The organism is Streptomyces sp. NPDC002324 (assembly GCF_053593335.1).
The window spans coordinates 50,227-70,091 of record NZ_JBSFCF010000040.1; the positions used below are offsets into that span (position 1 = coordinate 50,227).

Below are 19,865 nucleotides of genomic sequence, written 5' to 3' on the forward strand. Positions count from 1 at the left end.
GCGGCTCCTCGGGCTGGCGGCGTTCGAGGCGGGCCACTGCGGCTTTGGAGTGTGCCCTGACGTGCGGATTCTAAGGGGCGGACGAGGGGTGGGGCTCAGCAGGTTCACCGGCTGAGCCCCCGGAGCGGGATGCGGGCCGGTGGGCGCGACCGCCCACCGGGTCGGGGGCGCGCCCGGCGCCCGCTTCCCCGGCTACTTCTCGGTCACCCCCGCCGAGTCGAACGTCGCCACCTCGTGCATCGCCCTGGCCGCGCTCTGGACGACCGGGAGGGCGAGGAGGGCGCCGGTGCCCTCGCCGAGGCGGAGGTCGAGGTCGACCAGCGGGCGCAGGCCCAGTTTCTGCAGGGCGGCCACGTGGCCGGGCTCGGCACTGCGGTGGCCGGCGATGCAGGCGGCGAGGACCTCGGGGGCGATGGCGCGGGCCACCAACGCGGCGGCGCCGGCACTGACTCCGTCGAGGATCACCGGCGTACGCAGGGAGGCGCCGCCGAGGAGGAGACCGACGATGGCGGCGTGTTCGAAGCCGCCGATCGCCGCCAGGACGCCGATGGGGTCGGCCGGGTCGGGCTCGTGCAGCTCGATGGCGCGGCGTACGACGTCGGTCTTGCGGGCGAGGGTCTCGTCGTTGATGCCCGTGCCCCGGCCGGTGACCTCGGAGGGGTCGGCGCCGGTGAAGACGGAGATCAGGGCGGCGGAGGCGGTGGTGTTGGCGATGCCCATCTCGCCCGTGAGGAGCGCCTTGTTGCCGGCCGCGACCAGGTCGCGGGCCGTCTCGATGCCCACCTCGATGGCCTGCTTGGCCTCTTCGCGGGTCATCGCGGGGCCGGTGGTCATGTCGGACGTACCGGCGCGGATCTTGCGCGGCAGCAGTCCCGGGGTGGCCGGGAGGTCGCTCGCCACACCCACGTCCACGACGCAGACCTCGGCGCCCACCTGGGCGGCGAAGGCGTTGCAGACGGCTCCCCCGCCCAGGAAGTTGGCGACCATCTGGGCCGTCACCTCCTGGGGCCAGGGGGTGACGCCCTGGGCGTGGACGCCGTGGTCGCCCGCGAAGATCGCGACGGCCGCGGGCTCCGGGATGGGCGGCGGGCACTGCCGGGACAGGCCGGACAGCTGGGCGGAGATGATCTCCAGCATGCCGAGGGCGCCGGCCGGCTTGGTCATGCGCTTCTGGCGCTCCCACGCCTCGCCGAGCGCCTTGGCGTCCAGCGGGCGGATGCCGGCGACGGTCTCGGCGAGCAGGTCGTGCGGCTCGGCGCCGGGCAGGGCGCGGCGGCCGTACGTCTCCTCGTGGACGACCCAGGAGAGCGGTCGGCGCTTGGCCCAGCCCGCCTGCATCAGCTCGGGCTCCGCCGGGAACTCGTCGACGTACCCGACGCACAGGTACGCCACGACCTCCAGGTGCTCGGGCAGGCCGAGGGTGCGGACCATCTCGCGCTCGTCGAAGAAGCTGACCCAGCCGACACCGAGGCCCTCGGCGCGGGCCGCGAGCCAGAGGTTCTCGACCGCGAGGGCGGAGGAGTACGGGGCCATCTGCGGCTGGGTGTGGCGGCCCAGGGTGTGCCGGCCGCCGCGGGTCGGGTCGGCGGTGACGACGATGTTCACGGGAGTGTCGAGGATCGCCTCGATCTTCAGTTCCTTGAACTGCTTGGCCCGGCCCTTCGGCAGCGACTTCGCGTACGCCTCGCGCTGGCGCTGGGCGAGTTCGTGCATCGTGCGGCGGGTCTCCGCGGACCGGATGACGACGAAGTCCCAGGGCTGGGAGTGGCCGACGGAGGGTGCCGTGTGGGCGGCCTCCAGGACGCGGAGCAGCACGTCGTGCGGGATCGGGTCGCCGCGGAAGCCGTTGCGGATGTCGCGGCGCTCGCGCATGACCTTGAGGACGGCCTCGCGTTCGGCGTCGTCGTAGGGCGGCGCGGCCGGGCCCGTGGGCTGCCGTGCCTCCTCCCGTACGTCCGCCGGTGCGTCTTCGGCCGTCTCTTCCACCAGGGCCGTGCTCTCTTCGGCTGCCGCGTCCACTTCTTCCGCTTCGGGCGCTTCGCCGTCCTCCTGGTCGGCGGCCCGGGTGGCCAGGTCCTCGGCGCTCTGGACGACGTCCGGGTCCGCGCCGGTCGCCGCGAGCGGCTGCGGCACGAGCACCGTCTCGGCCTCGGAGGCCCGGGGCGTGGGGACCGCGGGCCCGGTCTCGGCCGCTTCCGTCTGCCCCTCGGCCGGCGGGAACTCGGCGGCTACGGGGGTCGCCCGGTCCTGCTCCGGCAGCGGCGGGACCACCATTCCGTGGGGCGGGGTCGTGGCCGGGTGCGGGGCGGTCGGCACGGAGCCGAGGAGAGGGACGAACGGGGCGGGGGTACGACCGGCGCCGGCCCCGGGTGCGGGCTCCTCGGTGGTGCCGGCGAGCGGGGTGTCCGACGCGGGCTCGGCCGGAGGCTGGAGCACCGCGCCCTGGGGGGCGTCGATCGCGGCGGCCACGGGGATCGGGGCCCCGGCCGTGGAGGGCTCGGCGGCCGGGGGGGCCGCGATCTCGGGGGCCACGGCCGCGGGGGCGGCCGGAGCTTCGACGGTCACCTCGTCCGAAGGGGCGGGCTCCTGGGAATCCGTGCTGTCGGCCGGCTGGTCCGCTGCGTTCACATCCGTGACCTCGGGCTCGACGACGGCTTCGGCGGGGACGGGTGGCTGCGTGGTCTCCGGCTGCGGAACGGTGTCGGCGGCGGCCTGTTCGGCTGCCGGCTGCTCCGCTTCCTCGTTCCGGTCCTGGTCGTCCAGCTCGCCGCGGTCCTGGGCCTCGGTCTGGTGCAGGGCGTTGTCCTGGTCCTGGTCCTGGTCCGCGACGAGTGCGACCGGCTCGGTGGCCTGCGGGTCCTGCGGTACGTACTGGGGCACGGACTGGGGTGCCGGCTGTACGGGCTCCTGTGCGGGCTCCAGCGGCTGAGGGTCCACGGCTCCGGTTTCGGGCGTGCCCTCCGCAGGGGCGTCCGGCGTCGGGACCGCCGCGGTCTCCGTGAGCAGCTGCGGCTCCTCGGCGATCTGCGGCTCCACCGCCTCCTGGGGCTCCTGCGCGGGGGCGGGCTCCGCAGCGGTGTCCGTGACGTCCTCGGCAGCGGGCTCCTGCGGGGAAGCGGAGGGCTCCTCGGCCGGTGCGGCGGGGGCCTCCTCGACATCGGCCGCGTGGGTCGGCGCCTGCTGCCCGAGGGCGGCGGGCTGCTCGGCGGGCTGCGCCTCGGTCACGTCCTGCGCCACGGCCTCGTCGGCCGGTACGGGCGCGACGGACACTGCGGGCCCGGCGGGGTCCGCCTGCGGCAGTGTCCCGGCCTCGTCGAGCGCGGCCGGAGCGGACGCGTCGACGGGCTCGGTGGCCGCCTCGGGCTCCTGCGGGACCTGAGGGAGGTCTCGGGTGTCGGCGCCGGTCCCGGCCGGGGCCGGCTCGGAGTCCTGGGTGGCCGGAGGGACGGCTGTCGCTTCCGGCATCTGCGCGGCCGGGTCGACGGGCGCGGCCTCCTCGAAGGCCTGCGCCTCGGGTGCCGCCTCCACCGGCTCGACGGCCTGCGGAGCCACCTCCTGCGGAGCCACCTCCTGCGGGTGCTCGGCACCGGACGCGATCTCGGCGACCTCGGGGGCCGGCGGCTCGCCGGTGGCCTCGGGGGCCTCTTCCTGCACGGCAGCCGGCACCTCGGCCGGTTCCGGCGCCTCGGCCGCCTCCGCCACCTCGGTCTCGACGAGGGCCGGCGCTTCGGCCGTCTCAGGGGCGTGAGCCTGCGGCTCGGGCGCCTCGGGGACCTCGGCCTGCTCGGCGGCAGGCGCCTCGGCCTCACCGGGCAACTGCTCCTCGGCGGCGACCGGCGCGTCCACGGACTCCGGGGCCTGCGGCTCGACCGCCTCCGGGGCCTGGAACTGCGCGGCGACCGGCGTCCCCACGGCCTCCGGGTTGCGGAACTGCGCGGCCGCGGCCTCCTGGGCCAGGGCGTACGCGGCGTCCTGGGCCTGGTGCAGGGCCTCGGCGTCCTGGATCTCCTCCGGCGCGTCGGCGGACTGCGGCACCTCCTCGGTCAGTGGTGTCCGCGCCACCGCCACGGAAAGCTGCGCCTCCTGCGGAACGACCGTTTCTGCGGCCGCTCCCCCGGCGGCGACCCCGGCCTGGGCAGGGGCGCCAACCCACTGCGACACGGGCTGCTGGGGCACGTCGAGGTACTCGGGGCCCATGGTGGGCGGGCCGGAGTGGCGCCCGGCGCCGGGCGGGGCGGGGGCGCCGGCCGGGCCGCGGTCGGCGAGGGAGCGGACCGGGCTGGCGGACGCGTCGGGGGTGGGCGGGCCGAGATGCAGTGGCCGACGAGCCACCGGCGGCTGCGGGACGGGAGTCGCGACGGGCGTACGGACGGCGCCGAGGTCGAGCGAGCCGCTGTCCCGGCCGGACATCTCGTGCGGGCCCGGCTCGTGGACGACGGGTTCGTGGACGACCTGGACGACGGGCTCGGGGGCGGGCGGCGGCATCTCATTGCCCCACGCGCCCTGGGCACCCGGCAGCAGAAGGTCTTCGTCCTCGGCGGCGGTCTCGGAGAGGTAGGTGTACGCACCCGGCGCAGGGACGCCCGGCTGCTCCACCATGCCTGCGCTCTCCGGCAGTCCCTCGCCCGGGACCTGGCCGGTGTCGGTCATGCGTACCCCTCGCCCATCGGTTAGTGCCTCCATGCCAGCTGGCCCGGGACGGCGCACCTACCGCCCCACTGTGAAGAACGAGCGTGCGTGCCCAGCGGCACGTGACGACCCGGCTGCATGTCGACAAAGCCATTGAAGGGCCATTGTCCCGGTCGTCCCCCCGTCGCGACAGCTTGATCCGCGCCGGTCCGCTGTGGACTGCGCCACGTTGCGCGTCCTCCCCGTTTCGCCGTACCACACACGCCCTCAAAACGGGCGTGCTTTTAGGACATTGACCGACGAAGTGCCGGATGTCGAAGTGCGGTACAACAGTCGGCCAGCTTACCGCGCCGGTACGACAACCGGATCACAGGGAACGTTCGGGCAGGGTCCCGCTGAGCAGGAAGGCGACGCTCCGTTCCCGCTCCGTCCAGGCCCTTGTATCGAGTTCCACGGACTGGACGAAGTCGCAGCGGACCTCGTACCCGTGCTCGCCCAGGTCCCGTCCCACGCGCTCGGCGGCGGGGCGGGTCAGGGCGTGGGTGACGATGCGCCGGGGGCGGCGGTCGGCGACGGCGGAGACCACTGCCGCTCCGCCGCCGCCGACGCGCACGACGTCGGGTTCGGGGAGGTTCTCCAGGACGTGCGGGGCGGCGCCGTGGACCACCTGGAGCTGGACGCCGAAGCGGCGGGCGGCCAGGGTCGTGCGGCCGCAGGCCTCGGGGTCGTGGTCGACGGCGATGACGGCGGCGCCGCAGCGCGCGGCCTCGGTGGCGAAGGCGCCGCTGCCGGAGCCGATGTCCCAGACGAGGTCGCCCACGCGCGGTCCCAGGCGGGCCAGTTGGGAGGAGCGCAGCAGTTCGCCCTCGCCCTCGCCCAGGGCGCCGCCGTAGACGGCGGAGGGCAGGGCCCAGCCGCGCGGTCCGCCGGCGGGGTCGCGCCCGGCGAGCCAGCCGCCGCCCTCGGCCGCGCTCGCGTGGCCGCCGATGACGATGACGAGGTTGGGGTCGCGCCAGGTGCGGTCGACGGCCTTGTCGGAGGTGAGGACGGTGACCCTCTCGCGTTCCGTGCCGAGTTCCTCGCAGACCACGAAGGTGCGGTGAACCCCGTCGAGGAGCAGGCCGAGTTCGGCGGGTCCGGCGCCGGGTGAGGTGAGGACGGCGACCTTGGTGTGGGCGCGGCACACGTTCACCGCGCGGCGCAGCGTACGGCGGTGGGCGACGACGACCTCCGCGTCGTCCCAGGGCATGCCCGCTCGGGCGAAGGCGGCGGCCACGGAGGAGACGCCGGGGACGACCTCGACCTCCAGGCCGAACTCGGGGGACCTGAGGGTGCGGACGACACCGAAGAAGCCCGGATCGCCGTCGGCGAGGACCACGGCGGTGCCCCGATGGCCGGCGATGCGGCGGGCGGCGAGGGCGACGCTGCCGAGACGGATGCGTTCGGCGGGCGGGGGCACCTCGGGCAGTGCGAGGTGGTGGGCCGCGCCGGCCACCAGTGTGGCGGCGGCGAGGGCGGAGCGTGCCGCGGCGGTCAGGGGGGAGCCGTCCCAGCCGATCACCGTGACCCGGTCGGCCATCGTCGTCAGTCTCCAGAGGGTCTTCGCAGGTCGTCGGGAATGCCCGCACGGGGTCCCGTGAGACTACCCGGTGACGCCGTGGGCCCCGGCGGCCGGGTTCGCGGCCGCGCGCGTGCCCGTGCGTGGTTTCAGTTCCAGTCCGAGTACGCCCCGTAGCCGCCGCTGTCGGCCAGTTCCTGGCTGACGCCCTCGATGTCCTCCGGGAGGAGGCTCCAGACGATGAAGTCCGTGCGGACCTCGGTCCAGCCGTCCTCGGCGGTGCGGGTGCGCGCTATACAGGCGTTGCGCAGGACGCCCTCGCTGATACAGCCGATCTTCTGCGCGACCTGCTGGGAGGCGGTGTTGTCGGCGGCCGTGCGCAGCTCGATGCGTTCGAACTTCTGCTCACGGAACAGCCATTGGGCGGTGGCGAGGGCGGCCTCGGAGGCGTAGCCCTCGCCGCGGGCCCAGGGGGCGACGACGTACGAGAGTTCCGTCGCACGCACGTGCCAGTCGGTTTTCGTCAACTGGATGACGCCGACCAGGCGCTGGGTGAGGAACTCGGTGACCGCGAGGTCGAGGCCGCGACCCGAGGTGCGTTCGGTGGGCGCGTACTCGGCGATCCAGGTACGCGCCTCGCGTTCGGTGAAGGGCTGCGGGACATCGGTCCAGGCCATCACCTGTTCGTCGTTCATCATCTCGGTGAACGCCTGGATGTCGTCCTCGTCGAACGGGCGCAGAACCAACCGATCCGTGTTGATGGAGATGTCGGGAAAGGTGCTCATCATGCGCCGCTCCGTAACGCTCGAAAACTTTGAGAGCCTGCCGAACTGCCCAGCATGCAGCATGTAAGCACTCAATCGCACCATGGGGCCCTCCCCCACTGCCCAAAGGGCGTGGGGGTACCCCCACCCGGTGAGGGAGCGGACCCCATGCGTGGCGATACGCCGTATACGTACCGTCGAGCCGGCCGGCGGAGCCGTCAGAAGGACGGGAGGACGGAGCCGTTGCTCCACTTGTCCTCGATGAACTTCCGTACCTCGTCGGAGGTGAGGAGTTCGGCGAGCTTCTTCACGCGCGGGTCGTCCTCGTTGCCCTCCTTGACGGCGAGGAAGTTGCCGTTCGGGTTGTCCTTGGCGGGCTCCACGGCGAGCGCGTCGTCGGCGGGCGAGAGGTCCGCTTCGAGGGCGTAGTTGCCGTTGATCACCGCGGCGTCGACGTCGTCCAGGGAGCGCGGGGTCTGGGCCGCCTCCAGTTCCTTGAACGTGAGCTTCTTCGGGTTCGCGGTGATGTCGGCGGGGGTCGCGTCGGTGCCGACCCCCTCCTTGAGCGTGATGATCCCGGCGGAGTCGAGGAGCTTGAGGGCACGCGCCTCGTTGACCGTGTCGTTGGGTACGGCGATGGTCGCGCCGCTCTTGAGGCCGTCCTTGCTCTTGACCTTGTGGGAGTAGAGGCCGAGCGGCTCCAGGTGGACCGTGACGACGGGCACGATGCTGGTGCCGTTCTTCTTGTTGTAGTCGTCGAGGTACGGCTGGTTCTGGAAGTAGTTGGCGTCGACGGACCCGTCCTGCGTCGCCGGGTTCTGCAGGACGTAGTCGCTGAACTCCTTGACTTCCAGCTCCAGGCCCGCATCCTTCGCCAGGTGGTCCTTCACGAAGCCGAGGATGTCCGCGTGCGGGGTCGGGCTGGCGGCGACCACCAGCGGCCCGCTCGTGTCGGACGCGTTGTCGTCCTTGTCCGCGCCGCAGGCGGTGAGCCCGAGGGTGAGGGCTCCGGCGGCGAGAACGGCGGTGGTGAGCTTGGCGGTGTTACGCACGAAAAGTGCCTTTCCTTTTGGGTGGAACTGTCCCGTCTTGGGTGGACGGGACGTGTGCGGTGTCCGGGGTGCGGAATCCGCGGGTCGGGTGTCCGCCGCGGCTTCAGGCCTTGGTGACCGTGCGGGCGGCGGGATCGGCCTTCAGGAGCCGGAGTACGGGCGCGGCGCCCGTGTGGCTGCCGCGCCGGTGCAGGGCACGGGCCGCGTGGTCGCCGGCGAACTGGACGGCGGAGATGACGACGGCGAGGACCGCCACGGTGATCCACATCAGTTCGGTCTCGAAGCGCTGGTAGCCGTACCGGATGGCGATGTCGCCGAGGCCGCCCGCGCCGACGGTGCCGGCCATGGCGGAGTAGCCGATGAGGGCGACGACGGTCGTGGTGGCCGAGGAGATCAGCGACGGCAGGGACTCGGGGACGAGGACCCGGCGGACGACGGTCCAGGTGTTGCCGCCCATGGCCTGCACGGCTTCGACGAGCCCGTGGTCCACTTCGCGGACGGCCGTCTCGACCAGACGCGCGAAGAACGGGATCGCGCCGATGGCGAGCGGCACGATGGCGGCCTCACGGCCGATGGTCGAGCCGGTGACCCAGCGGGTGAAGCCCATCAGCGCGACCATCAGGATGATGAAGGGCATCGAGCGGGCGACGTTCACGATCTGCCCGATGACCTTGTTGGCGAGGACGTTGCGCAGCAGCCCGTCCCGGTCCGTGAGGACGAGCAGGATGCCGAGCGGGAGTCCGCCGACGATCGCGATGAGCGTGGACCAGCCGACCATGTAGAAGGTGTCCCCACACGCCTGCTCCAGCAGGGGCCGCATCTCGTTCCAGGTCACTTGGCGCCCTCCTGCACCGGCGTGGAGGCCTGGGCGTCCCGGCCGACCACGTCGATGCGCAGGCCCTGCTCGCGCAGGAAGCCGAGGGGGACGACGTTGTCCTCGTAGCGTCCGGGCAGTTCCAGGCGCATCCGGCCGATCTGGAGGCCGCCGACGGTGTCGATGGCGGCGCCGAGGATCGAGATGTCGATGTTGTACGTGCGGGACAGGCGGGAGACGACCGGCTGGGTCGCGGCCTCGCCCTGGAAGGTGACGTCGACGACCGTGCGGTCCTCTCCGGTGGCCTCACCGCCCACCGGGAAGAGGGCGGCGGCCAGGGCGGAGCCGGGAGTGGCGAGCAGTTCGCCGACCGTGCCGGACTCGACGATCCGGCCCTTCTCCATGAGGGCGGCCGAGTCGCAGACGGTCTTGACGACGTCCATCTCGTGCGTGATGAGCAGGACGGTCAGGCCGAGCTGGCGGTTCAGGTCGCGCAGCAGGGCCAGGATCGAGCGGGTGGTCTCGGGGTCGAGGGCGCTGGTGGCCTCGTCGGAGAGGAGTACCTCGGGGTCGCCGGCCAGCGCGCGGGCGATGCCGACGCGCTGCTTCTGACCGCCGGAGAGCTGGGCCGGGTAGGCCTTGGCCTTGTCGGCCAGGCCGACGAGGTCGAGCAGTTCCAGGGCCTTGCGGGACCGCTCCTTGCCGGACCTGCCGAGGATGTCGAGCGGAAGCTCGATGTTGTCCTGGACCGTGCGGGTGGACAGCAGGTTGAAGTGCTGGAAGACCATGCCGATACGGCTGCGCGCCCGGCGGAGTTCCCGGCCGGCGCGGGGGCCGCGGCCGGCCAGGGCTGTCAGGTCCCGGCCCGCGACGCTCACGGTTCCGGAGGTGGGGCGTTCGAGGAGGTTGACGCAGCGGATCAGCGAGGACTTGCCGGCGCCGGACTGGCCGATCACGCCGTACACCTCGCCCTCGCGTACATGGAGATCGACGCCGTCGAGTGCGGTCGTCTCACGGCCGCGACCTCGGTAGACCTTGGTCAGGCCCGATGTGGTGATCACTGGATTTCCGTCACTGTCGTGTGCGGGGGCATGGGTGTGCCCGGGCACGGGTGCAGGCTGTCAGGGACGCGACACGGTTCTCGCGGTGGCGAGGGAACCGGGGGAGAACATGCGCGCGGGGGCTCGGTCCGTCACGCGCGGGGGCGTGCGGGGCCTTCTAGAAGGCGCACATTCGACACATACAACGAGCACCGGGCGTCATCGTCGCCTCGGTCGCAAGGGTGCGGCAGCTCGTCGTGGTCATGAGATCAGTAAAACAGATGCATGGGGCAGGTGAGAGCGGGCTGTCCGCAATGCGGACAGGTCTGGAAGGCATATCCGCAGGTGCGATGGGGTGGCGTCCACTCCGTGGGCAACTGCCGTTGTGGCCAAGGCCACGATGCGCGGCCGTCGGGTTTCACGGGCCGGGGCCGGGCGCGGCGGGGTTTTGGGCCGTAATAGGGTCGCGGCATGCTTGTTCCCCTGACGGTGACGACCGCCGTCGCCGCCCTTCTGCTCGCCGCCTGGTGCGGCTGGGCCGCGTACCGCGATCAGCCGACCAAGGACTGGCATTTCATCGGCATGGCCGTGGTGTCGGTGCTGGCCCTGGTGCAACTGGTCGTCGGCATCGTGCAGTTGGCACGCGGGGAGAAGCCGGAGCAGGGGACCACGATCTTCGTCTCCTATCTGCTCGGGGCGTTCGCCTGCGTCCCGGTCACCGGATTCATGTCACTGGCGGAGCGCACCCGCTGGGGCAGCGTGACCGTCGCGGCCGGCGGCGTGGTGCTCGCCGTGCTGCAGGTGCGGCTCTACGACATCTGGGGAGGCTGACGTGACCGCCACGGACGACGTGCCGCGGGACACGAAGCGGACGCGGCTCATCAGCGGGCCGGGAATGCTGCTGGTCTGGCTCTACGGCGTGATGGTCGTCGGGGCCGTGTCCCGGTCCGCCGTGCAGATCTCCACCGATTTCGAGCACGCGCCGCTCGCCTACACACTGTCCGCGGTGGCCGGGGTCGTGTACGGGTTCATCACGTACTCGCTGGTGCGGGGCGGGGAGTTCGCCCGGAGGGCCGCGCGGATCTGCTGTGCGGTCGAACTGGCCGGCGTCCTCGTCGTGGGGACGTGGACGCTGGTCGAGCCGTCGGCGTTCCCCGACAAGACCGTGTGGTCGGACTACGGGATCGGATACCTGTTCATTCCCGTGATCCTGCCGGTCACGGCGATGTACTGGCTGCGCAAAAGCGCGCGACAGGGTCAGGCCGCCTGAGGGTCTCGTCGTCAGGCGGCCGAGGTTCCGGCTCGGCTCGTCGTGCGGTTCTTCGCGCCCCGCCGGGGGCACGTGGGGCGCGTCCCCCGATCTACGCCGTCGTCGCGTACGCCGCCGCGGGCTTCTCCAGCACCACCATCGGTACGCCGTCCCGGCCCTGGCTGGTGCCCACGGTCTCGTAGCCGACCCGGCGGTACAACCGGAGGTTGCCCTCGCTGCGATGGCCCGCGCTGAGGCGGAACCTGGTGGCGCCGCGCTCCTCGGCGAGGGCCGACTCGGCGGCGCGCAGGAGCCGCGCGCCGATGCCGTGGCCCTGGAGGCGCGGGTGGACGCAGAGCTTGCCGATGGCCGCGGTGCCGTCGGCGTCGAGGGCGCCGCGCACGGAGCCGACCACTTCGTCGCCCAGTCTGGCCACGAACACACAGTCCGCGGCGACCTCCTCGCGGACGGAGTCGAGGCTCTGGACGAGCGGATCGATGCGGTAGTTGCCGTACAGGGCCGCCTCGCCCTGGAAGCACAGGTACTGCAGCCTGAAGATCTGCTCGGCGTCCTGCTCGGTCGCCACCGAGATGGTCACGCTCATGCCCATGTGTGCACGCCTCCCGCTCACCTGCTCACCCGATGTCCTTCACTCCTATCCCCGTGGTTCGTGCGCCGCAACCTCCGCGGACAGCAATCGTCGAAGACATCCCAGACATCTGGAACGTTCCGGACCCAGGCTGCCCTGTGAGATACCCAACTCGCCCGCGATCTCGCGGTAGGTGAGGTCCTTCGGGGACAGCAGGGCCGCGAGCAGCCGGGGGCACCGGCCCGGGAGCCGGCGTACGGCCGCGTACAGCGCGCGGCGGCGGGCGGCCGTCAGGGCCTGCTGTTCGGGGCCGGGGGCGTGCTCGTCGGCGGGCTCGGCGGTGTAGGGCAGTTCGCGCCGGGCCGTACGGCGGCTGAGGCGGGCCTCGAAGCGGACGGCGCTGCGCAGCCAGCCCTCGGGGTCGGCGGGCGGGCCGTCGGCGTCGAGCCGCTCCAGCAGCCGCAGCCAGACCGCCTGTTCCAGGTCCCCCGCCTCGGTGCCGGCCGCGTCGGCCTCGGCCGACACCTCCGCGACCAGCAGGGGACGGAGGGTGGTGAGCATGTCGTGTGTCATACGCCCCGGGACGACGCCGCCCCGGCGGGGGTTGCCGGGGCGGACGGGAATCACCCCGATCGGGGCCAGGGGCCCATGCGTTGACGGTCGATCCGCCGGGCGGCCGTCAGTCGCCGACGAAGTCCGCGTGGGCCAGCAGGCCGGTGTCGGCGTTGTCGGTGAAGATGCCGTCGATGCCGGTGTCGAAGTACACCTTGAACGCGCCGAAGGCGTCGCCGTACGCGTTGGGGTCCGTGCCCCTGCGGAAGTTCGCGGGGAGGAAGGTGTTCTCGTTGCGCATGGTGTAGGGGTGCAGGATCAGGTTCCTGGCGTGCGCGTCCGCGACGAGGGTGGTCGGCGTGGTCAGGTTGCCGCCCGCGTCGCGCGGGATGATCAGGTCGAGCGTGGGGCCGATGCCGTTCGCGAACGAGGCAATCCACGCGAGACCGGCCGGCTTGACCAGGTCGGCGACGGTGCGCGGGTCGCCGGCCTCGACGAAGTCCCAGGGGCGGGTGGCGGCGCCGGAGAGCAGGACGACGAGGGGGCTGTCGACCAGGTCGTTCAGGCGCTGGATGCTGCTCGGCTCGAACGACTGCAGGAAGACCGGCGCGTTCTTCTTGTGCCGGTCGTACTTGCGGAGCAGCTTGGCGAGCGGCTCCTCCAGGCCGAGGCCCAGCTTGCGGAAGTAGGTGGGGTGCTTGGTCTCGACGTGCAGCCAGATCCGTTCGCCCCGCTTCCTGCCCTCCTTGTCGGCCCAGCGCAGCACCTCTTCGAAGGTGGGGATCTCCCAGCGGCCGTCGTAGAGGGTGTTCTCCTGGCGGTTGCCCGGGATGCGCTCCTTGGCGCGCAGGGTCTTCAGCTCGGCGAGGGTGAAGTCCTCGGTGAACCAGCCGGTGTAGGTGACGCCGTCGACGACCTTCGTGGTCCTGCGGTCGGCGTACTCGGGGTGCGCCGACACGTCGGTCGTGCCGGTGATGTCGTTCTCGTGACGGCAGACGAGGTGGCCGTCCTTGGTGGGCACGAGGTCCTGCTCGATGACGTGGGCGCCCATGTCGAGGGCCAGCTGGTACGAGCCGAGGGTGTGTTCCGGGCGGTAGCCGCTGGCACCGCGGTGCGCGATGATCGTCGGCACGGGGAGTCTGCGGTACCCGCCGCCCGAATTCGCCCCCGACGCGGCCTCACCGGCCGCGGCCGTGGCCGGCAGTCCGAGGACCGCTCCGCCCGCGCCGAGCATCGCGGCGCCGAGCAGTGCCCGTCGGCCCGCTCCGCGTCCCTGCTCGTTCGAGTCCTGCGACTGCCGCGACTCCTGCGTATCCATGACCGGCTCCTCCACCGTGATGCCCTGCACCTGTCAAAGCGGGACGATCGTAGGTGTCCGGAGGTGACCGCCGGGAGACCTGGGACCGAACACGCGGAAGACGCCTTCTGTCGCGCGAGGGGCGCAATGTGACGGACCGTCCGCCAGGTGGCGCGATGTCCGTCACATGTTTCCGGCCCGTGACAGGCCGCCACCTCCGCGTCACCGCAGGTAAAACAGCGTCAACACTTGGTATCCACTCGGTGAACCCGATGTGCGCGGGCCCCGGAGCCGGGAGTATCGTCCTCACCTGCACATACTTGTACCGGAACGCTTGACATGGGAGGGCCTGTTGTCCCGCTTCGTGCTCATCAAGGCAGTGCTCGGACCGATCATGCGCCTGATGTTCCGCCCCCGGGTGGAGGGCGCCGAGCACATTCCGGGAGACGGTCCGGTGATCCTCGCCGGCAACCACCTGACCTTCATCGACTCGATGATCCTGCCGCTGGTCTGCGACCGGCAGGTCGTCTTCATCGGCAAGGACGAGTACGTCACCGGCAAGGGGCTCAAGGGCCGTCTGATGGCCTGGTTCTTCACCGGCGTCGGCATGATCCCCGTCGACCGTGACGGCGGCCGGGGCGGCGTCGCCGCGCTGATGACCGGACGGCGGGTGCTGGACGAGGGCCGGATGTTCGGCATCTACCCCGAGGGGACGCGGTCGCCCGACGGCCGTCTGTACCGGGGGCGTACGGGCATCGCCCGGCTGACGTTGATGACCGGGGCGCCGGTCGTTCCCTTCGCGATGATCGGGACGGACAAGATCCAGCCGGGTGGGGCGGGGGTGCCGCGGCCGCATCGGGTGACGGTGCGGTTCGGTGAGGCGATGGAGTTCTCCCGGTACGAGGGGATGGACCGGGATCGGTATGTGCTGCGGGCGGTGACCGATTCCGTGATGGCTGAGGTCATGCGGTTGTCGGGGCAGGAGTATGTGGATATGTACGCGTCCAAGGCCAAGGAAGCGGCGTAGCTCCGCTGGTTTGGCGGTGGGGGGTGGGGGGCTCGGGGGGTGTGTGCGGGTGCGGGTCCGTGGGGGCTTGTCGCGCCGTTCCTCGCGCCCCTGGGGTGGATCGGTCGTTCGTCCGGTGCGGGTGAGTGGGGGCTTGTCGCGCCGTTCCCCGCGCCCCTGACGGGGTGCTCGCCTCGTTGTCGGGTGCGGGTGAGTGGGGGCTTGTCGCGCCGTTCCCCGCGCCCCTGACGGGGTGCTCGCCTCGTTGTCGGGTGCGGGTGGGTGGGGGGTTTCGTGCCGTTCCCCGCGGCCCTGACGGGGGCCTGACGGGGCGGGGGGCTTTGGGGGTGGGTCGTCGGTTTAGGGGGTGTTGTCCAGGTGTTGGGTTCGTAGGAGGAACCAGGCTGTGGCTGCTGTTGCCAGGAGTACTGTCGCGCCTGCGGCTGCGGCGATGGTCAGGCCGTCGACGAAGGCGTCCTGGGCCGAGGTGAGCATGTGGTGTCCCGTGTTCGAGGGCATCGTCCGCGCCGCCTCCACCGCTCCGCCCAGGGACTCGTGGGCCTCGGCCGGGGTGCCGGGCGGGGCCGGGAAGTCGCGGTAGACGCCTGTCACGATCGAACCCAGGACGGCGATGCCGAGGGCCGCGCCCAGCTCGTACGCCGTCTCCGAGACGGCCGAGGCCGCGCCCGCCTGTTCCTTGGGGACGCTGGAGAGGATGACGTCGGCGGTGACGGTGAAGGAGAAGCCCGCGCCGACGCCGACGATCAGCAGCGCCGCCCCGATCAGCGGGTAGCCGGTGGTCCGGTCGACCAGGGTAAGCAGGGCGAGGGCCACGCCGATGGCCGCCAGGCCACCCGCGACCACCGAACGGACCGAGAAGCGGCGGGCGGCGGTTCCGGCGATCAGGCCCGCGACCACCGCACCGACGGCCGCCGGCAGCTCCGCGAGACCCGCCTCCAACGGGCCCCGGCCCTGGACGAGTTGCAGGAACTGCGAGAGGAAGAAGACCAGGCCGGAGAGGCCCAGAATGGTCAGCAGGTCGGCGAGGACCGCTCCGGAGAAACCCCGGTTGCGGAACAGGCGCATGTCCAGCAGCGGGTGCGGCAGCGTCAGCTGACGGCGTACGAAGACGAACAGTCCGGCGAGGCCGAAGAGGCCCGCGGCGAGCGCGTTGCCGTCGAGGCCGTGGGTGGCGGTCTCCTTGACCGCGTACACGACACCGATCATGCCGACCAGGGACAGGCCGACGCTGAGCATGTCCCAGGGGCCGGGGCTCGGGTGGCGGGACTCGGGGAGCAGCTTGACGCCGACGAGGACGAGGACCGCCATCACCGGCAGGTTGATCAGGAAGACCGAGCCCCACCAGAAGTGCTCCAGCAGGAAACCGCCGACGACCGGGCCGACCGCCGTGCCGGCGGACGCCGTGGCGCCCCAGATGCCGATGGCGAGGCTGCGCTCGCGCGGGTCGTGGAAGAGGTTGCGGATCAGGGCGAGGGTGGCGGGCATCAGGGTGGCGCCCGCGACACCGAGCAGGGCCCGCGCGACGATCATCATCTCCGGCGTCGTGGCATAGGCGTTGAGCACGGATATCGCGCCGAACGCCGTGGCCCCGACGAGCAGCAGCTTCTTGCGGCCGATGCGGTCGCCGAGGCTGCCGGCCGACACGAGCAGGCCCGCGATGACGAACGAGTAGACGTCACCGATCCACAGGAGCTGGGTGCCCGACGGCTGCAGGTCCTCACTGATGTAGGGGGTCGCGAGACCGAGGACGGTCGCGTCGACGGCCACCAGCAGCACGGCGAGCACGAGGACGGAGAGCGCGAGCCAGCGGCCCGGCCTCTTCTCCGCCTCCGTGGTGCGCGCCGGCCGCAGGGTGCTGGTCATGATTCCTCTCTCGGTTGTTCGGGATGACGCAGTGCGCCGCCGAGCAGCAGCTCGGCGGTCATGTAGGTGAAGTCCTTGGCGGCCACACGGCCTTCCGCGACCGCCCAGGCGCCGGAGGCCAGCAGGCCGTACAGCGCCTCGGTGAGCCAGGCCGGGGTGAGGTCGATGCGGAACTCGCCCGCCGCCTGGCCGCGCTTGAAGAGGGCCGCGATGCGGTCGTCGATCCGGGTCCAGCCCTCGTGCTGCTGCTCCCCCTCGAACAGCTGGGCCTCGGTGTAGAGGAAGGCGAGGAGGCCGGCGGCCGGTTCGATCTCCCGCACGAGCCGCCGTACGGCCTCGCGCGCCGGGCCCTCGGTCGGGCGGGCCGCGTCCAGCGCGGCCTCGCACTCCGCGATACCGAGCGCCTCCAGCGCCCGTACCAGCGCGTCGCGCCCGGCGAAGTGGCGGTGCAGCGTGGCCCGGCTGATCCCGGCGGCCTTCGCGACCTCGTCCATCGTGGCGGTGGACTTGCGGGTCAGCAGGGCGGCTGCCGAGCGCAGCACGTGTTCACGATCGACGGCCATGAGACAACCATAACCCATGTGAGACATTGATGTCTCAACACGGGCATGAGTGTCTCATGGCGCGACGGTGGTACCGCGGGGAGCCCTCAGTGCCAGGGCAGCTGTCCGCGCTTCTCCCAGTAGGTCCGCGGGTCCTCGGCCAGGTCGGCGAGGCCGGTCAGCTGTTCGTCGTCGAGGTCGACGACCGCCGCGTGCAGGTTGGAGGCGAGCTGGTTGGTGGTGGCGGCGCCGGAGAGGACGACACCGGCCCACGGCTGCCGCAGGACCACACCCAGGGCGACCGCGTCGCAGCCGAGTCCCGTCTGCTCGGCGACGGCCCTGAGCGCCTCGGGGGCGTGCGGGCCGGCCAGACGGCCGTTCGCCATGCCCTCCTTGACGATCACGGTGAGCCCCGCGTCGTGCGCCTCGGCGAGGGCGGGCGCGGCGGAGGTCTCCAGCGCGTTGTACGTCGACTGGACGGTACGGAAGAGGGGTTCGCCGTCCACGGTCACGGTGAGGGCGGTGCGGATGGCCTCCGCCTGGGCCGGGCCGCTGGTGGAGAAGCCGATGGTGACGCCCTCGGCGGCGGCCTGTGCCAGCCGGGCGTGCAGTTCCTTGTCGGTGAGGGCCGGGCTGTCCGGGGTCACCGAGTGGATCTGGTAGAGGTCGAGCCGGTCGCCGAGCAGTTCGGCGCTCTCGGCGCGCTGTCGCTCGTACGTGGGGAGGCTGTGGTCCTTGACCTCGTGCCGCTCGGCGTCCGTGGTCCAGTCGGCGGTGTAGGTGTAGCCCCATTTGCTGCCGACGACGATGTCGTCGAGGCCGGGGCGGGACTTCAGCCAGTCGGCGAGGAACTCCTCCGAGCGGCCGTACGAGCGGGCCACGTCGAAGTAGCGGACGCCCTGGGCGTAGGCGGCGTCGAGGAGTTCGTGGGTGCGGGTGCGCAGGGCGTCGACCGTGCGGTTCTCGCCGAGGTCGGCGTCGCGGCCGAGGTTGATGTAACCGGGGCGGGCGACTGCGGCGAGGCCGAGTCCGAGATGGCAGGTGGGGGTGGTCGCTGCGGCCAGTCGGGCGAAGGGCATCGCGGGCTCCGTTCGGTCGGATCCTGGGGGCTCGCGACCAACGTAACCCGCGATGGCGCTCCGCTCTGTGAGCCGGGGCGCCCAGGAGCCCGGGGTCCGGGCTCCTGGGCGGGTGCGGCCCCGTCGTGGCTCGTCGCGAGGTTCCCCGCGCCCCTGAAGAACCGGGGCGCCGGCCCTGCCTACTTGTGCTTGGCGGTCGCCCAGGCGTGCTGGGCCGTCACGTCCCGCTTGATGTCGGCCAGCTGGACCGCCACCGCGCTCGGGGCGGTGCCGCCGCGGCCGTTGCGGGAGGCGAGGGCGCCGGGGACGTTGAGGACCGTGCGGACCTCGGGGGTCAGGTGGGCGGAGATCTTGGCGAACTGGTCGTCCGTCAGATCGTTCAGCTCCTTGTTCTCCGACTCGGCGACCTTGACGCACTCGCCGGCGACCTCGTGGGCGACACGGAACGGGACGCCCTGCTTGACGAGCCACTCGGCGATGTCGGTGGCGAGGGAGAAGCCGGCGGGGGCCAGTTCCTCCATGCGCTCACGGTGGACGGTGAGCGTGGCCATCATGCCGGTGAAGGCGGGCAGGAGGATCTCCAGCTGGTCGATGGAGTCGAAGACCGGCTCCTTGTCCTCCTGGAGGTCGCGGTTGTAGGCCAGGGGCAGGGCCTTCAGCGTTGCCATCAGGCCCGTCAGGTTGCCGATCAGGCGGCCGGACTTGCCTCGGGCCAGCTCCGCGATGTCCGGGTTCTTCTTCTGCGGCATGATCGACGAGCCCGTCGAGAACGCGTCGTGGAGGGTCACGAAGGAGAACTCCTTCGTGTTCCAGATGATGACCTCCTCGGCGATCCGGGAGAGGTTCACGCCGATCATCGCGGTGATGAAGGCGAACTCGGCGACGAAGTCACGCGAGGCCGTGCCGTCGATGGAGTTCGCGGAACTGCCGTTCTCGAAGCCCAGGTCCTTGGCCACCGCCTCGGGGTCCAGACCGAGGCTGCTGCCCGCGAGGGCGCCCGAGCCGTACGGGGAGACGGCCGTGCGCTCGTCCCACTGGCGCAGCCGCTCCGCGTCCCGGGAGAGGGACTGGACGTGGGCGAGGACATGGTGGGCGAAGAGGACCGGCTGGGCGTGCTGGAGGTGCGTGCGGCCGGGCATCGCCACGTCCGGGTGGGCCTCGGCGAGGCCGATCAGCGCGTCCTGGAGGTCGGCGATCAGGCCGCCGACCGTGCGGGCGTGGTCGCGCAGGTACATCCGGAAGAGGGTCGCGACCTGGTCGTTGCGGGACCGGCCGGCGCGCAGCTTGCCGCCCAGGTCGGGGCCCAGACGCTCCAGGAGGCCGCGCTCCAGGGCGGTGTGCACGTCCTCGTCGGCGACGGTGCCCACGAAGTCACCCGACGCCACGTCCGCCTCGAGCTGGTCCAGGCCGGCGATCATCCGGGTCAGCTCGTCCTCGGTGAGCAGGCCCGCCTTGTGCAGCACGCGCGCGTGGGCGCGGGAGCCCGCGATGTCGTACGGGGCCAGGCGCCAGTCGAAGTGGACCGACGCGGACAGCTTCGCCAGGGCCTCCGCGGGACCGTCTGCGAAACGGGCGCCCCAGAGCCGTACGTCACCGCTGTTGCTGCTCACTCGCGTTGCTCCTCGATCTCCGCGCACCGTTCGCTGTCATGCATGAGTATGCAGAACTCTGCATGGATCGTCAATCTGAGAGAACTTTGGGAGATGCGGAGAAAGCTTTGAACAAATGAAACCGCTTGCTCGTAACACTCACCGAACGCAGGCGCCGCGTTAGTTCACACCGACCACACCCGACCCGAGTGAGGCATCCG

16 protein-coding genes are annotated in these 19,865 nt (G+C 71.9%); 3 read left to right on the forward strand and 13 right to left on the reverse strand.

What is annotated here, in order from left to right:
* Positions 1 to 192: 192 nt before the first annotated feature.
* The 6 genes from cobT to ACWCRJ_RS36230 all read right to left on the reverse strand — a co-directional run bounded on the left by cobT (position 193) and on the right by ACWCRJ_RS36230 (position 9,878).
* Positions 193 to 4,650, reverse strand: coding sequence for a nicotinate-nucleotide--dimethylbenzimidazole phosphoribosyltransferase (gene cobT / locus ACWCRJ_RS36205; protein ID WP_450943251.1), 4,458 nt, complete (start codon positions 4,648 to 4,650; stop codon positions 193 to 195).
* Positions 4,651 to 4,996: 346 nt separating this feature from the next.
* Positions 4,997 to 6,208, reverse strand: coding sequence for a precorrin-6y C5,15-methyltransferase (decarboxylating) subunit CbiE (gene cbiE / locus ACWCRJ_RS36210; RefSeq protein WP_450943252.1), 1,212 nt, complete (start codon positions 6,206 to 6,208; stop codon positions 4,997 to 4,999).
* A gap of 128 nt (positions 6,209 to 6,336) precedes the next feature.
* Complete coding sequence (locus ACWCRJ_RS36215; RefSeq protein WP_450943253.1) at positions 6,337 to 6,975, reverse strand: GNAT family N-acetyltransferase; 639 nt, start codon at positions 6,973 to 6,975, stop codon at positions 6,337 to 6,339.
* A gap of 194 nt (positions 6,976 to 7,169) precedes the next feature.
* Positions 7,170 to 8,003 carry a MetQ/NlpA family ABC transporter substrate-binding protein gene (locus ACWCRJ_RS36220; RefSeq protein ID WP_450943254.1) on the reverse strand — a complete coding sequence of 278 codons (834 nt, stop codon included), beginning with the start codon at positions 8,001 to 8,003 and terminating at the stop codon, positions 7,170 to 7,172.
* A 103-nt stretch (positions 8,004 to 8,106) separates the two neighbouring features.
* Positions 8,107 to 8,838 carry a methionine ABC transporter permease gene (locus tag ACWCRJ_RS36225; RefSeq protein WP_450943255.1) on the reverse strand — a complete coding sequence of 244 codons (732 nt, stop codon included), beginning with the start codon at positions 8,836 to 8,838 and terminating at the stop codon, positions 8,107 to 8,109.
* Entirely contained in the window at positions 8,835 to 9,878 is a 1,044-nt protein-coding gene (locus tag ACWCRJ_RS36230) for a methionine ABC transporter ATP-binding protein (RefSeq protein WP_450943256.1), read from the reverse strand. Before ACWCRJ_RS36230 ends, ACWCRJ_RS36225 begins: the two co-directional genes overlap by 4 nt.
* Before the next feature lie 450 nt (positions 9,879 to 10,328).
* Between ACWCRJ_RS36230 and ACWCRJ_RS36235 the strand changes: the two genes are divergently transcribed.
* Positions 10,329 to 10,688, forward strand: coding sequence for a hypothetical protein (locus tag ACWCRJ_RS36235; protein WP_013004961.1), 360 nt, complete (start codon positions 10,329 to 10,331; stop codon positions 10,686 to 10,688).
* A gap of 1 nt (position 10,689) precedes the next feature.
* A complete protein-coding gene (locus ACWCRJ_RS36240) occupies positions 10,690 to 11,127 on the forward strand; it encodes a hypothetical protein (protein ID WP_450943257.1) in 438 nt (145 codons plus the stop codon).
* 91 nt (positions 11,128 to 11,218) lie between these two features.
* On the opposite strand, the gene ACWCRJ_RS36245 is transcribed toward ACWCRJ_RS36240, so the two are convergent.
* The 3 genes from ACWCRJ_RS36245 to ACWCRJ_RS36255 form a co-directional block, all read right to left on the reverse strand.
* Positions 11,219 to 11,716: a GNAT family N-acetyltransferase gene (locus ACWCRJ_RS36245; RefSeq protein ID WP_046919558.1), complete on the reverse strand. Its 498-nt coding sequence runs from the start codon at positions 11,714 to 11,716 to the stop codon at positions 11,219 to 11,221.
* A gap of 45 nt (positions 11,717 to 11,761) precedes the next feature.
* Positions 11,762 to 12,268: an RNA polymerase sigma factor gene (locus ACWCRJ_RS36250; protein WP_450943258.1), complete on the reverse strand. Its 507-nt coding sequence runs from the start codon at positions 12,266 to 12,268 to the stop codon at positions 11,762 to 11,764.
* Positions 12,269 to 12,374: 106 nt separating this feature from the next.
* Positions 12,375 to 13,565 carry a glycerophosphodiester phosphodiesterase gene (locus ACWCRJ_RS36255; protein ID WP_450943259.1) on the reverse strand — a complete coding sequence of 397 codons (1,191 nt, stop codon included), beginning with the start codon at positions 13,563 to 13,565 and terminating at the stop codon, positions 12,375 to 12,377.
* Positions 13,566 to 13,896: 331 nt separating this feature from the next.
* On the opposite strand from ACWCRJ_RS36255, the gene ACWCRJ_RS36260 reads away from it, so the two are divergent.
* Positions 13,897 to 14,571, forward strand: coding sequence for a lysophospholipid acyltransferase family protein (locus ACWCRJ_RS36260; RefSeq protein WP_450943260.1), 675 nt, complete (start codon positions 13,897 to 13,899; stop codon positions 14,569 to 14,571).
* Between the two features lie 339 nt (positions 14,572 to 14,910).
* Here ACWCRJ_RS36260 and ACWCRJ_RS36265 read toward each other — a convergent pair whose 3' ends face one another.
* From ACWCRJ_RS36265 to argH, 4 genes are all read right to left on the reverse strand, one after another.
* Positions 14,911 to 16,434 (reverse strand): MFS transporter, encoded by a 1,524-nt coding sequence (locus tag ACWCRJ_RS36265; protein WP_450943261.1) that lies wholly within the window; start codon positions 16,432 to 16,434, stop codon positions 14,911 to 14,913.
* On the reverse strand, positions 16,431 to 16,997 hold the full coding sequence (locus tag ACWCRJ_RS36270; RefSeq protein WP_450943262.1) for a TetR/AcrR family transcriptional regulator: 567 nt from the start codon (positions 16,995 to 16,997) through the stop codon (positions 16,431 to 16,433). Before ACWCRJ_RS36270 ends, ACWCRJ_RS36265 begins: the two co-directional genes overlap by 4 nt.
* Positions 16,998 to 17,083: 86 nt before the next feature.
* Positions 17,084 to 18,055 carry an aldo/keto reductase gene (locus ACWCRJ_RS36275; protein ID WP_450943263.1) on the reverse strand — a complete coding sequence of 324 codons (972 nt, stop codon included), beginning with the start codon at positions 18,053 to 18,055 and terminating at the stop codon, positions 17,084 to 17,086.
* Between the two features lie 179 nt (positions 18,056 to 18,234).
* Entirely contained in the window at positions 18,235 to 19,665 is a 1,431-nt protein-coding gene (gene argH / locus ACWCRJ_RS36280) for an argininosuccinate lyase (protein ID WP_450943264.1), read from the reverse strand.
* Positions 19,666 to 19,865: the final 200 nt, after the last annotated feature.